Source organism: Stenotrophomonas riyadhensis, assembly GCF_040256885.1.
Classification (GTDB): Bacteria; Pseudomonadota; Gammaproteobacteria; order Xanthomonadales; family Xanthomonadaceae; genus Stenotrophomonas; species Stenotrophomonas riyadhensis.
Genome location: NZ_CP155568.1, coordinates 1 through 13,168, shown reverse-complemented (window position 1 = coordinate 13,168; position 13,168 = coordinate 1). Strand labels below are relative to the sequence as shown.

The window sequence follows — 13,168 nt, the reverse complement described above, 5'->3', positions numbered from 1 at the left end:
CTTTTCCGCAGGAAAAGGGATCTGACCCCGATGGGACCCCTCGGACACAAAAAAAGACGCCCCTGTTTCCAGGGGCGTCTGCAGTCGCGTCATGACTGTTGTATTGCGGTGTTGCGATTACTGCTGCACAAAACCGATCTTCTTCATCTGAGCATTCTTCGCGGCGGCCAGAACCTTGGCCATCACGTCGTACTCGGAATCCGGGCTGGCGTCGATGCGCAGTTCCGGCTGGTTGGTCGGGTCACGCTGGACCTCCTGCTCCATCCGCTGCTGCAGCTCGCTGGTATTGATCGGGCTGTTGTTCCACGAGACCTGGTTGCTGGCGTCGATCTTCAGTTCGATCGGCGGCGGCGGTTCGACCAGCTGCGGCGGTGGGTTGAGCACGCGCTGCGGCAGGTCCACGGCGATCGGGTACGTCATGATCGGCGCGGTCACGATGAAGATGATCAGCAGAACCAGCATCACGTCCACGAGGGGCGTGACGTTGATGTCTGCCATGGGGCCTTTGCCACCACCACTACTGAATGCCATGGCTTATTGCCCCTTTTCTTTGGTCGCGACGAAGCCGACGTCCAGCATGCCCTGCTCCTGCGCGACCTTGGTCAGGTCGTTGATGACGCGCATCTTGGTGGTGCGGTCACCACGCAGGTTCAGCGGCGGCTGCGGGGTCTGCTGGGCGGCGGTCGCCAAGCGCGACTCGAGAGTCTGCTTGTTGATTTCTTCGTCGTTCCAGTAAATCGAGCCGTCTTCCTTGACTGCCAGGGTGATCGGTCCGGAACGCTTTTCAGCGTCTTCCGGCTTCTGGATCAGGTTGGCTTCCGGCAGATCCACCTTGACCTTGTGGGACATCAGGGGCGCCGTGATGATGAAGATGATCAGCAGCACCAGCATCACGTCCACGAGGGGCGTAACGTTGATGTCGGCCATGGGGCCGCCGCTGTTACCACTACTGAAAGCCATAACGGGCTCCGTCTAGATCTTGGTGACTACTTACGTTCGTCGCTGGGTGACGCGCGCCGCAATTAGCGGACGCGCGAGCCGGTGGCGAAGAAGTCGTGCAGGTCGTGCGCGAAGGTATCGAACTTGCTGATGGTCGCGCTGTTGATCTTGCTGAAGAAGTTGAAGGCGAACACGGCCGGGATCGCGACGAACAGACCGATCGCGGTCATGATCAGCGCTTCACCCACCGGGCCGGCAACGGCGTCGATCGAAGCGGAGCCGGTGGCACCGATCTTGATCAGCGCGCCGTAGATGCCCCACACGGTACCCAGCAGACCGACGAACGGAGCGGTTGCACCGACGGTGGCCAGCAGGGTCATGCCCGACTGCAGCTTGTTGCTTTCGCGGGTGACGGCCTGACGCAGAGCGCGGTCGACGAACTCCGAACGGCTCAGGTTCTCACCGACGCCGCCGGTAGCACCGCCTTCAGCGCGCTGGTGGTGGGCAGCTGCCTGGGCAGCGTCCAGGGCGATCTTCGAGAACGGCTCGGAAGCCGGCTGTTCTTCCATCGCACGGATGGCGTCCTGCGCGTTCGGGGTGTCCCAGAACAGGCTGACGACGCGATCAGCGGCGCTCTTCAGGCGGGTAGCACGGAAGATGTTGATGACGGTCCAGTACCAGGACATGGCCGACATGGCGATCAGGGTCAGCAGCACGACCCAGGAAACCGCGAAATCACCCGGCTTGGTGGTCATTTCGTGGATCAGGTGCTCGAAGCCCATCTGCGACAGGGCGTTGGACGGATTGCCCCCGGCAGCAGCGGCGATGAAAATTTCCTGCAGCATGACGCTTACCTTTGTTGTGTGTGGTGATAAAGGGTGTAGCTAAGCTAAACAATCGAACCGGGAGCGGGGGTGGCCAGGCGGCCACCCGGACGCATCAGTTCAGCGCAAAGTTGACCGGGACGCGAACGCGACCTGCCGCCTTCTTACCGCCAGATTCAGCGGCGTTGAAGCGCCACTTGCGAGCTGCTTCCATCGCAGCACGGTCCAGGTCGCGGTTACGGCTGGACTTTTCCACCGTGACATTGGTGACGTTGCCGCTGGCATCGACATCAATGATCAGGATCACTTCGCCCTGGATACCAGCGCGGAAGGCTGCCGGCGGGTAGCGCGGCGGATTCATGGCCTTCGACGAGATGTCCACGCTGGCCTCGATCGAGGTCGCAGGTGCCGGCGGCGCAGGCGGCGACGGCGGGGTGACGATATCGTTCGGACGCGGTTCCGGCACATCCACGACCGGCGCCTGCGGCGGCGGCGGGACCGGCGACGGCTTCGGCGGCGACAGATTCTTCACCGGCGGCGGCGGAGTATCGGTCGGCGGCGGCGGCGGCGGCGGCGGCGGCGGCGGCGGCGGCGCATCGACGATGGTCACCATGACGTTGCGCTCCTTCTCCGCAACGGCCTTGGGAGCCACGGCAGGAATGAGGAGCATCATGAAGGCGGCCAGATGCAGGGCAATTACAAACGCGATGCCGACGATGCGAGGCCAGCTCAGCCCCTTGTCATCGGGTTGTTCGTACCGGTGAACGACTAGTTGTTCCGTCATGCGCCAAGAGCTCAATAGTGGGGCCGGGATGCCGGGGGCGGAATCCCTGATCAGCGGTGCATGACACCGCAGGAACCTCCAAGCTTATACCAATCCTGAGCGCCTGCGCATCAACTGAGCAGGCATTCAGGCGTTATTCCTACTTACTTCAGGTTGATGATTTTTTTGGCATCAGCCTGGTTCTTCACACCCTTCGCCAGCGCCTGCTGGGCGGCCTGCTTGGCCTCCGGGATGCGACCTTCGGCATGCAGGACGCGTGCCAGGTTCAGGTAGGTCTCACCGTCCTTGGACAGCGGGGCAGCCTTCTGCCACGCATCGATCGCCTGCGGCACCTGGTCGGAGTAGTAGTAGGACTGGGCCAGCGCCAGGTAAACCTGGTAATCCGGCTTCAGGATGCCCTTCTGCAACCCTTCGTTGATGACCGCGATGACGTCCTTTTCCTTGTGCTCGGTGTTGGCATAGATCGAGTACAGCTGCTTGTACTCGCGCTCTTCGGTGAGCTGGCCGCTGCTGCGCAGCTTGTCCATCACCGCGGCCGCCTTGTCCATCTGGTCGGCCTGCATGTACATGCTGGCCAGGTTCAGCTGGGCCTTCTTGTCGTTCGGGTTCTTGGCGGCCAGGGCCTCGGCTTCCTTGACCGCTTCACCGGACTGGCCGGCTTCGGACAGGGCCGCCATCAGCAGCTGGTTCCAGTTGTCCTTCGGTTCGGTCGAGCCGGCGATGGCCTGCTTCAGCACCGGAATCGCTTCCTGGTAGCGCTCCAGCTGGTACAGCGCCTGGCCCTTGGCGATCAGCTCTTCCGGCTTGGTCGACTTGCTCTCGGCGAAGTACTTGTCGAGCGTCGCCAGGCCTTCGGCGGTCTTGTCTTCCTGCAGCTCCAGCTGGCCCAGCATCAGCATCGACTGGAAGTGGCCGTTGTTGTCCAGGCCGTTGAACTGCAGGACCTGCTTCAGGTAGGCGATCGCCGCAGCGGTGTCGTCGGTCTGGTACGCGGCCTGCGAGGCCAGCTGCGCAGCCAGCGACTTGTCGTACTCGTTCGCGGCGCTGTCGGCCAGGATCGCGTCGGCCTGGGTGCGGGTCTCCGGGAACTTTTCCTTGTTGTAGCTGTCGATCATTTTCTGCAGCTTGCTGCCGAGCTTGGCCGAAGCCTTGACCGTCGGCTCCTGGCGGGTCGCGTTCGGGTACAGCACCTCGGCCTTGGCCTGCTTGCCGCCGCGGTTGCCACGCTCGGACGAGCGCGAGGACTGCGCGAAGGCATCGGTGACCACGGCGCCGGTCAGGGCGGTCGCGACGAGGACGGAAAGCACAGCTTTGTGGTTACGGAAAATCATCGTTCACCTCGATCGAACCGCCGGTTAGCGGCAAAGTCGGACTGTCAGAAAAATCTGAGCCGCCAAACGTATCAGAAACAGATGGCGTGAGAAATCGTTTTATGTGCTGCAATACAGCATGAAACTGCGCACTCATCCGCACTTTGGCCGCAGCCCGGCCGCCTGCGCCTGCTGATAGACCGGCGCCAGGGCCGGTGCATCGCGTCGCAGTTCCTGGATCCGGTTGGCCGGGTCGGGGTGGGTGGACAGCCATTGTGGGCTGCGACCGCCACTGGCGGCCATCATGTTCTGCCACAGATCGACCGCCTGTGCCGGGTTGAAACCGGCCTGGGCCATCAGTCGCTGGCCGATCACGTCGGCCTCGCTCTCCTGGGTACGCGAGCCGGGCAGCAGGAAGGCGGTCTGCGCGCCCATCCCGCCAAGCTGGTTCACGGTGCTGGCCGCCCCCTCGCCGTAGGCGGCGCCGGCGAGTGCACCGAGCACGGCCAGCCCGGTCTGCGCGCCCATCTGGCGGGTGATGCGCTCTTCGTGGTGGCGGGCGATGACGTGGCCGATTTCATGGCCGATCACGGCAGCCAGCTGGTCCTGGTTCTTCGCGACGGTGAAGATGCCGGTGTTCACACCGACCTTGCCGCCGGGCAGCGCGAAGGCATTGGGTTCCTTGTCCACGAACACCGCGGTCTCCCACCGTACGCCACGGTACTGAGGCGGCAGCTGTGCGACCAGCGCGTTGACCACGCACTGCACGTAGCCGTTCTGGCGCCCGTCGGTGCTGATCTTTTCCTTCTGCTTGGTTTCGGCGAACGCCTGTGCACCGAGCTGGTCCAGCTGCGCCTGCGATACGCCGCCCACCATCTGCCGGCGGCCGGTCGGGGAGGTCGTGGTCGCGCAGGCGCTGACCAGAGTGGTGATGACAAGGGCCAGCAGCAGGTGTTTCATGGAAGCTCCCCCGTGTTCATGTGCGCAGTGTGTAGCGTAACGGCTTAATCTTTCGTCAAGCGGACACGGCGTTACATTGACCCTAGGAACACCATCGCTGCAAGTGCGACAGCGTTGTTCAGCGCATGCGCGGTGATCGCCGCCCACAGCGTACCGGTACGCTGGTAGAGCCAGCAGAACGCGGCGCCCATGCCGCCATAGACCAGCCACAGCTGGGCCATGCCCAGCAGTGAATTCTTGCTCAGGCCGGGCACTTCGTGGACCAGGGCGAAGGCCAGGCTGCTGAGGACGATGCCCAGCCAGGGGCGGCCTGCCTGCCACAGGCGCCCGAACAACACACGGCGGAACAGCAGTTCTTCGTAAGCCGGGGCGAGCACCACCGCGAACAGCACCAGGAACAGCGGGAAACGCGCGATCGCGTTCTGCATCAGTTCCACGTTGGTCGGTACCGGCTCGATGCCGAACTGCTTGGCCAGGAAGGCGATGCCGTTGCTGCCGAGCACGATCAGCGTGGCCACCAGCAGGGTCCAGCCCCAGGTCGAGGGACGCCGCAGTGCCTGGCGGGAGGCGAGGCGTTCGTCCGCATTGGCGGGACGGCGCCAGAAGTACAACAGCAGTGCGGCGCCTCCGGTAGCGATCAATGCCATCAGGATCTGCGCCAGGGCACCCGGCTGGCCAACCGCCGCGCCGACTGCGTCAGGCGAAAGCACGCCGCCATTGGCCTCGGCATTGGCACGGCTGACCATGATCGCGCGGTAGAAACCCCAGAAAAGCCCGGTGACCAGGCTCAGGCCGAACAGGGTGATGGCGGCAATGCCCAGGTCGATGAAGAAGCCCGCCAACGGGGAGCCGGCACGCGGCGCGACCGAGGCCGGTGGAATCGGGGGCGGGGCGGAAACCGGGGCGGATGCGGACATCAGGTACCTGCGTTCAAGGGTCGAAGGCCGGCGCGCCTCCCCGCGCACCGGCCGTCACCAGATTGTGTCAGATATCCAGGTTGGCGACCTTCAGTGCATTGTCCTCGATGAAGTCGCGGCGCGGTTCGACCACATCGCCCATCAGGGTGCTGAAGATCTGATCGGCGGCGACGGCATCTTCGATGCGGACCTGCAGCAGCCGGCGCGTTTCCGGGTTCACAGTGGTGTCCCACAGCTGCTCCGGATTCATTTCACCCAGACCCTTGAATCGCTGGATCTGGCGGCCGCGCTTGGCCTCCTCGAGCAGCCAGTTCTGCGCCTTGGCAAAGCTGTCCACTTCGATCGACTTGGCGCCACGCGAGATGGTCGCGCCTTCGCGGACCAGGCCGTGCAGCAGCTTCGATGCCTGGTGGATCGCGCGCAGTTCACCGCTTTCGAAGGCCGACATCGGCAGCACCTGGGTGTGCTGTTCGCCCATGTGGCGACGGGTCACCAGCACCGCTGCAGGGCGCTCGTCATTGGCTTCCTGCAGCTCCAGGCTGAAGCGCGGGCTGCCCAGGCTGCCCTGGTTGAGGCGCTTGGCCAGTGCATCCAGGCCTTCGCCTTCGCCAGCGCTGCGCAGGCTGTCCAGATCCATCGGCACGAAATCAACCAGCGCTTCGAGCAGGTTGCGGTCGTAGCGGTGCGCGTTGCGTTCGATGGAATCGAGGGCGGCAGCATAGGCCAGCAACAGCTTCTCCAGCGCCAGGCCTTCGATGCCTGGTTCGCCGGTGGCGGGCACCAGTGCGGCGTTTTCCACGGCGCTGCTGGCCAGGTAGCTGTCCAGGGCCGGGTCGTCCTTCAGGTACAGCTCCTGCTTGCCCTGCTTGATCTTGTACAGCGGCGGCAGGCCGATGTAGACGTAACCGCGCTCGATCAGCTCCGGCATCTGACGGTAGAAGAACGTCAGCAGCAGGGTGCGGATGTGGGCGCCGTCGACGTCGGCGTCGGTCATGATGATGATCTTGTGGTAACGCAGCTTGTCCGGGTTGTACTCGTCACGGCCAATGCCCGTGCCCAGCGCAGTGATCAGCGTACCGACCTGGTCGGAAGACAGCATGCGGTCGAAACGCGCGCGTTCCACGTTGAGGATCTTGCCGCGCAGCGGCAGCACCGCCTGGTTCTTGCGGTTGCGGCCCTGCTTGGCCGAGCCACCTGCCGAGTCACCCTCGACGATGAACAGTTCGGACAGCGCCGGATCCTTTTCCTGGCAGTCGGCCAGCTTGCCCGGCAGGCCGGCGATGTCCAGCGCGCCCTTGCGGCGGGTCAGGTCGCGGGCCTTGCGCGCCGCTTCACGTGCACGCGCGGCGTCGACGATCTTGCCGGCGATCGCCTTGGCTTCGTTCGGGTTCTCCTGCAGGAACTCTTCCAGACGCGCACCGAAGGCGTTTTCCACCGCCGGACGCACGTCGGAGCTGACCAGCTTTTCCTTGGTCTGGCTGGAGAAGCTCGGGTCCGGCACTTTCACCGACAGCACCGCGATCATGCCTTCGCGCATGTCGTCGCCGGTCAGGTTGATCTTGGCCTGCTTGGCGATGCCGTTCTGCTCGATGTAGTTGTTGAGCACACGGGTCAGGGCACCGCGGAAACCGGCCAGGTGGGTACCGCCGTCCTTCTGCGGAATGTTGTTGGTGAAGCAGTACATCGTCTCCTGGTAGGAGTCGGTCCACTGCAGCGCCACATCCACGACGATGCCGTTGTGCTCGCCGGTGACCGAGATGACGTTCGGGTGCAGCGGGGTCTTCAGCTGCGCCAGATGCTCCACGAAGCTGCGGATGCCGCCTTCGTAATGGAAATCATCGCGACGGCCATCGCCACGCTCGTCGGCAAGGACGATCTTGACGCCGGAATTCAGGAACGACAGTTCGCGCAGGCGGCGGGCCAGGATGTCGTAGTGGAATTCCACGTTGTCGTGGAAGGCGACGGTCGACGGCCAGAAGCGCACGGTGGTGCCACGCTTGGTGGTGGCTTCCAGCTTGGCCAGTGCGGTCACGGCTGCGCCGTTGCTGAATTCCTGCTGGTAGTGGGAGCCGTTCTGGAACACATCCACCAGCAGCTTCTGCGACAGCGCGTTGACCACGCTGACGCCGACGCCGTGCAGGCCGCCGGAAACCTTGTAGCTGTTGTCGTCGAACTTGCCGCCTGCGTGCAGGACGGTCATGACCACTTCGGCGGCGGACACTTCGCGACCGAGCTTGGCGCTCATCTGCTCGTGCTTGCCGGTCGGGATACCGCGGCCGTTGTCGGATACCGAAACCGAGCCGTCGGCGTGGATCGTCACTGCAACGTGGTCGGCGTGGCCGGCCAGCGCTTCGTCGATCGAGTTGTCGACGACCTCGAACACCATGTGGTGTAGACCGGTGCCGTCATGCACGTCGCCGATGTACATGCCGGGACGCTTGCGGACAGCCTCCAGGCCTTCCAGGGCGGTAATGCTGTTGGCGTCGTAATTGCCGTTGTTTGCCGGGGTGTTCTGTTCGTCGCTCATTGCGCTTGCCGTAGGCTCCGCAGGTCGGGCACCGCTTGGGGCGATGCGCCGAGAATGAAAGGATTCCAACCCGAATTATACCAGCCGGGGTCGAGCGGCCCTGGTGTGCCCACTATGGCACAGCCACGATCTGTGCATGTTCCACGTGGAACCGGGCGATGTGGGTCAGCTCTTCCAGCGCCGCCGGCGTTTCGGTGGCGGTGATGAAGATCTGTGCCGGTCCACCCACCAGGCGCTCCAGAACCCGCGCCTGGTGGGTGCGATCCAGCTCCGAGGCCAGATCATCCAAGGCGATCACGGGCCATTCGCCGCGTTGTTCCGCATAGTCCTCGGCCTGGGCCAGCAGGCAGGCCAATGCCGTCAGCTTGGCCTGGCCGCGGGACAACGCATCACGACCCGGGATGCTGTGGAAATCCACACTCCAGTCCGCCCGGTGCGGGCCGACCGAGGTATACCCGGCCTGCCGGTCACGTTCCCTGGCGAGAAGCAGGGCATCCGCCAGGGGAAACTCATGCCGCCGCCAACCGGGGCTCAGCTCCAATCCCTGGATACCGAGTTGCGGAGCCAGGCTCGCGGCCAGGCCCACGGTGCGCTGCTGCAGGCGTTCCAGGTAGTGCTGCCGACGGCTGGTCAGCGGTTCTCCGGCCTCGGCCAACTCATGATCCCAGGTATCGAGCATCCGCGACGGCCCGCCTTGCTTGAGCAGGGCGTTGCGCTGCTTCAGCGCCCGGGAGTAGCGGCGCCACAGGGACAGAAAATCCGGTTCCACGTGGAACAAGCCCCAATCGAGGAAGCGGCGGCGGGGTTCACCACCACCGCTGACCAACGCATGGCTACCGGGCTCGAAGGTCACTACCGCCAGCGCTGCGCAGAGATTGCCCAGCTGCGCGACATCTTCGCCGTCCAGTCGCCCCTTCCAGTCCTGACCACTGTGGCGCAGGCCGGCTTTTCGGCGGTGGGGCGGGTGATGGGCACGCTGTTCGTCCCATTCCACGAAGATTTCCAGCGCTTCCTGGCCCTGGCGTACCAGACCGTCGCGCACCCGGCCACGGAAGCTGCGGCCATAGGCCATCAAGTGCAGGGCTTCGAGCACGCTGGTCTTGCCGGCACCGTTGTCGCCGGTCAGCAGGTTCAATCCCGGCTGGGGCGACAGGTCCACCGCACTGAAACGACGCAGTTGATGCAAGGCGAGGCGGCGGATCTGCATGGGGCGCGAAAGACCATCCGCACAAGGCGGTAGAGGGGCAGGGAATCCATCAGCTTACTGCATCGGTCAAGCCAGCCGTGCCGCGCCAGACATCGCCACTGTGCTGAAGCCTCCGCCTGGCAACCCTACGCGTGTTCCACGTGGTGGCGCTCCCTCACCTGGGCTCGCCTGGGTCTGGATACGCCCGGGAATCCTTGAATTCTGAGCGGCGGCGCAGGGTACCGTCCCTCAGATTTCAGCGATTTCAGCCCCATTCCGCGAGCATCGCCAGGTGCCCCGACAGTGGTTTGCGCGAGCACCGCGCAGATTTCTTTAAATCTACGATGCGATGCCCTGGAGGGTTCCACAGATTTCAAAGAATTCGAGCCCGCCGTTTCACGCTGTCCACAGCAGGTCTGTATGACTTATACACAATGTATGGGCAAGCTGTGGATAAAAAAGCCCTTTTGCCCGACCTGCGAAACTATCCACAGGTTCCCCCCCAGCCTGAGGGGCCTCTATACAGGGGGTTTCAGGTGCATAAATCTCTTCAAAATCAAATAGATAATACATTTCTCCACGAAATCTGGGCCTACCATCACCACCATGCTTTAGATTTATACCCAGATTTAGAAGCTAGGCCGGCCCCGATCCGACCCCAACGAGACCTGTGGACAGTGGCGTCTGCAGATGAAGCAACCGCAGCGTTGCGCCCCACGATCTGCTTCACCCCTCCGGCAAGTTCGGGGAACGTGCATCAGGCTGAAGACCCAGAACGGCATACTCGATCGAAAGCGGCTGGACAGCGCCCAAGCTCACAACCTGGATTCCAATCGCTCAGCACCGATTGCATCGGAAGGGCAGCCAGGATCAATCGGCAACCAGCAATCTCAAGGAAGCCATTCACCCATACCTGGAGATCCGGCCATCGCGATGCTCCACGTGGAACCTGCAAAAAAAAACGCCCGGGAAGATCCCGGGCGTCGTTCGGTTCCACGTGGAACAGCCTGCTCTCAGAGACGCAGCGGCATCACCACATGGCGCGACTTCTCGCTGCTGGATTCACGCACCAGCGCCGAGGAGTTGGAGTCGCGCAGCTGGATGATGACTTCCTCGTCGCGCAGGGCGGAAAGGGCGTCCAGCAGGTAGTTCACGTTGAAGCCGATGGCCAGATCGCTGACCGTGGTGTCGGCTTCGATCTCTTCCTGGGCTTCTTCCTGTTCCGGGTTGTGCGCGCTGATCTTCAGGTTGCCCGGCGAGACTTCCACGCGGATGCCGCGGTACTTCTCGTTGGACAGGATTGCGGCACGCTGCAGCGAGGCACGCAGTGCTTCGCGATCAACCTTCACTTCGCGGTCGGCACCGATCGGGATCACCGCTTCATAGTCCGGGAAACGGCCGTCGATCAGCTTCGAGGTGAAGGTGACATCGTCGCGCTTGACGCGGACGTGGCTGCGGCCGACTTCCAGCTCGATCTCGCGATCGCCGCTCTCCAGCAGGCGCTGCAGTTCGGTCACGCCCTTGCGCGGCACGATGATCTGGCGCTTGGAACCACTGGGCTTGGCCAGGTCGGTTTCACACAGCGCCAGGCGGTGGCCGTCGGTGGCGACGGTACGCAGGGCATCGCCGCGCAGATCGAACAGCAGGCCGTTGAGGTAGTAGCGCACGTCCTGCTGGGCCATCGCGAACGCGGTGCGCTCGATCAGTTCCTTCAGGGTCGCTTCGCCGATGGCCACGCGCTCGGTGGCTTCCACTTCGTCAACCGACGGGAAGTCGTTGGAGGGCAGGGTGGCCAGGGTGAAGCGGCTGCGGCCGGCTTGCACGGTGATCTTGTCACCGGTCTGCGAGACGGTGATCCGGCTGCCGTCGGGCAGAGCACGGATGATCTCGAACAGCTTGCGGGCGGGGATGGTGGTTTCGCCGTCCTGGGCATCTTCAACCGCGATCCGCGACACCATCTCCACTTCCAGGTCGGTACCGGTCAGCGACAGCTGGCCGTTCTGCACCTGGACCAGGAAATTGGCCAGAACCGGAAGGGTCTGGCGGCGTTCGACCACGTTGACGACCTGTGCCAACGGCTTGAGAAAGGCTTCGCGCTGCAGTGTGAAACGCATGTGGTTCCGTGCCCCTATGCTTTAAAAAATGTGGAATAAATCAAAAGCTTGGTGGTGCTGGTAGAGACAGAATCGCTGGAAAACAACGCTAAGTCTTTGTAAATAAAAGAGTTTCATGCATCGAAACCCTCTGTATTACCGACCCCCAGGGGGGGGGGAAAGCTGTGGATAGATCTGGCGCCATTTCAGACGCCATTTTTATCCACAACGTGTCCCGCGCTTGCTACCGGATTCTGCACCGTTTTGTGCGATGACGCCTCATCGGCATCCGTGCATCATTCGCTCAGCTTCCGGATCAGCTTGTCCCAGTCCTCGCGGAGCTTGCCGTCGGTTTCCATCAGGGTCCGGATCTGGCGGCAGGCATGCAGCACCGTGGTGTGATCGCGACCGGCAAAGGCATCGCCGATCTCGGGCAGGCTGTGCTCGGTCAGTTCCTTGGTCAGGGCCATGGCGACCTGGCGCGGGCGGGCCAGCGAGCGGGTCCGACGCTTCGACAGCAGATCCTTGATCTGCAGGCCGTAGTAGTCGGCAACGGTTTTCTGGATGTTGGGAATGCTGATCGCCTGCTGCTGGGCGCGCAGCAGGTCGCGCAGGGTTTCCTGCGCGAATTCGGTGGTGATCGCGCGGCCGGTGAAATTGGCGCGGGCGGTCAGGGTATTGAGCGCACCTTCGAGGTCGCGCACGTTGGAGCGCATCTTCTTGGCGATCAGGAACGCAACATCATCGGGAATCTCGGCACCGCGCTCGCGTGCCTTGGCCAGCACGATCGCGGCGCGGGTCTCGAAGTCCGGCGGTTCGATCGCGACCGACAGGCCCCAGGCAAGCCGCGATTTCAGGCGCGCTTCCAGGCCCTCGACTTCGCGCGGATAGCGGTCGCAGGTCAGGATGATCTGCTGCTTGCCATCGAACAACGCGTTGAAGGTGTGGAAGAACTCTTCCTGGGTGCGGTCCTTGCCGGCGAAGAACTGGATGTCATCGATCAGCAGCGCGTCCACCTGCTGGAACTGGCGCTTGAACTGATCCATGGTCTTTTCCTGCAGGGCCCGGATCATCGCGCTGAAGAACTGTTCCGAACGCAGGTACAGCACCTTCGCACCGGGATTGGCCTGGCGCATGGCGTTGCCGGCGGCGAACATCAGGTGGGTCTTGCCCAGGCCGGTGCCTCCGTACAGCAGCAGCGGGTTGTGCGCGCGGTCGCCCGGCTTCTGCGCTGCCTGGAAGGCGGCGGCCAGGCCCAGCTGGTTGCTGCGGCCTTCAACGAAGTTGGCGAACGTGTAGTGATTGTCCAGGTTGCCGGCGAACGGCACCTGCGGTTCACTGGACACGTGCGCCGATGGCGTGGAAACCGGCGCGTTCTGCGCCTCCACGGGACGCGGGCGCGAGCCGATTTCAAGAAAAACGTCGCTGAAACCGGCGAAATGCGCCAGCAGTTCGCGGATCCGGGCCAGGTACAGCTCGCGGACCTGGTCGACGATGAAGGCATTCGGTGCATACAGCACCAGGCTGTCCACGCGCAGATCGGCCTGCAGCGGCTTCAACCAGGTATGAACGTCTTCCGGCGGGAACTCCGCTTCGAGGCGCTCGAGACTACGGGACCAGGCATCCAT

Annotated in this window: 11 protein-coding genes; all 11 read right to left on the bottom strand. The window is 63.4% G+C overall.

All coding sequences use genetic code 11. The features are described from left to right. Positions 1-117: 117 nt before the first annotated feature. Positions 118-531, bottom strand: coding sequence for an ExbD/TolR family protein (locus SriyCCGPB3_RS00055; protein ID WP_005411740.1), 414 nt, complete (start codon positions 529-531; stop codon positions 118-120). A 3-nt stretch (positions 532-534) separates the two neighbouring features. Next, complete coding sequence (locus tag SriyCCGPB3_RS00050) at positions 535-960, bottom strand: ExbD/TolR family protein (protein ID WP_005411739.1); 426 nt, start codon at positions 958-960, stop codon at positions 535-537. A 62-nt stretch (positions 961-1,022) separates the two neighbouring features. Next, a complete protein-coding gene (gene exbB, locus SriyCCGPB3_RS00045; RefSeq protein WP_005411738.1) occupies positions 1,023-1,784 on the bottom strand; it encodes a TonB-system energizer ExbB in 762 nt (253 codons plus the stop codon). Positions 1,785-1,878: 94 nt separating this feature from the next. Continuing rightward, positions 1,879-2,547, bottom strand: a complete 669-nt coding sequence (locus SriyCCGPB3_RS00040) for an energy transducer TonB (protein ID WP_094001762.1) — start codon at positions 2,545-2,547, stop codon at positions 1,879-1,881. Positions 2,548-2,690: 143 nt separating this feature from the next. Further along, entirely contained in the window at positions 2,691-3,878 is a 1,188-nt protein-coding gene (locus SriyCCGPB3_RS00035; RefSeq protein ID WP_049447424.1) for a tetratricopeptide repeat protein, read from the bottom strand. 132 nt (positions 3,879-4,010) lie between these two features. Then, positions 4,011-4,817, bottom strand: a complete 807-nt coding sequence (locus tag SriyCCGPB3_RS00030) for a M48 family metallopeptidase (protein WP_110710624.1) — start codon at positions 4,815-4,817, stop codon at positions 4,011-4,013. 71 nt (positions 4,818-4,888) lie between these two features. Further along, positions 4,889-5,734: a CPBP family intramembrane glutamic endopeptidase gene (locus SriyCCGPB3_RS00025; RefSeq protein ID WP_153856644.1), complete on the bottom strand. Its 846-nt coding sequence runs from the start codon at positions 5,732-5,734 to the stop codon at positions 4,889-4,891. Between the two features lie 67 nt (positions 5,735-5,801). Further along, positions 5,802-8,261: a DNA topoisomerase (ATP-hydrolyzing) subunit B gene (gene gyrB / locus SriyCCGPB3_RS00020; protein WP_164161464.1), complete on the bottom strand. Its 2,460-nt coding sequence runs from the start codon at positions 8,259-8,261 to the stop codon at positions 5,802-5,804. Positions 8,262-8,373: 112 nt separating this feature from the next. Beyond that, the gene (recF, locus tag SriyCCGPB3_RS00015; protein WP_350259716.1) at positions 8,374-9,468 is read right to left on the bottom strand and encodes a DNA replication/repair protein RecF; all 1,095 of its coding nucleotides are present in this window, start codon (positions 9,466-9,468) and stop codon (positions 8,374-8,376) included. 992 nt (positions 9,469-10,460) lie between these two features. Continuing rightward, complete coding sequence (gene dnaN, locus SriyCCGPB3_RS00010) at positions 10,461-11,561, bottom strand: DNA polymerase III subunit beta (RefSeq protein ID WP_005411731.1); 1,101 nt, start codon at positions 11,559-11,561, stop codon at positions 10,461-10,463. 275 nt (positions 11,562-11,836) lie between these two features. Then, the gene (gene dnaA / locus SriyCCGPB3_RS00005) at positions 11,837-13,168 is read right to left on the bottom strand and encodes a chromosomal replication initiator protein DnaA (RefSeq protein WP_005411730.1); all 1,332 of its coding nucleotides are present in this window, start codon (positions 13,166-13,168) and stop codon (positions 11,837-11,839) included.

Excerpts from the sequence above, each read along its gene's own strand:
- SriyCCGPB3_RS00055 (WP_005411740.1), bottom strand. The coding sequence starts at position 531 with ATGGCATTCAGTAGTGGTGGTGGCAAAGGCCCCATGGCAGACATCAAC.
- exbB (WP_005411738.1), bottom strand. The coding sequence starts at position 1,784 with ATGCTGCAGGAAATTTTCATCGCCGCTGCTGCCGGGGGCAATCCGTCC.
- SriyCCGPB3_RS00025 (WP_153856644.1), bottom strand. The coding sequence starts at position 5,734 with ATGTCCGCATCCGCCCCGGTTTCCGCCCCGCCCCCGATTCCACCGGCC.
- dnaN (WP_005411731.1), bottom strand. The coding sequence starts at position 11,561 with ATGCGTTTCACACTGCAGCGCGAAGCCTTTCTCAAGCCGTTGGCACAG.
- SriyCCGPB3_RS00040 (WP_094001762.1), bottom strand. The coding sequence starts at position 2,547 with ATGACGGAACAACTAGTCGTTCACCGGTACGAACAACCCGATGACAAG.
- dnaA (WP_005411730.1), bottom strand. The coding sequence starts at position 13,168 with ATGGATGCCTGGTCCCGTAGTCTCGAGCGCCTCGAAGCGGAGTTCCCG.
- SriyCCGPB3_RS00030 (WP_110710624.1), bottom strand. The coding sequence starts at position 4,817 with ATGAAACACCTGCTGCTGGCCCTTGTCATCACCACTCTGGTCAGCGCC.
- SriyCCGPB3_RS00035 (WP_049447424.1), bottom strand. The coding sequence starts at position 3,878 with ATGATTTTCCGTAACCACAAAGCTGTGCTTTCCGTCCTCGTCGCGACC.
- gyrB (WP_164161464.1), bottom strand. The coding sequence starts at position 8,261 with ATGAGCGACGAACAGAACACCCCGGCAAACAACGGCAATTACGACGCC.
- recF (WP_350259716.1), bottom strand. The coding sequence starts at position 9,468 with ATGCAGATCCGCCGCCTCGCCTTGCATCAACTGCGTCGTTTCAGTGCG.
- SriyCCGPB3_RS00050 (WP_005411739.1), bottom strand. The coding sequence starts at position 960 with ATGGCTTTCAGTAGTGGTAACAGCGGCGGCCCCATGGCCGACATCAAC.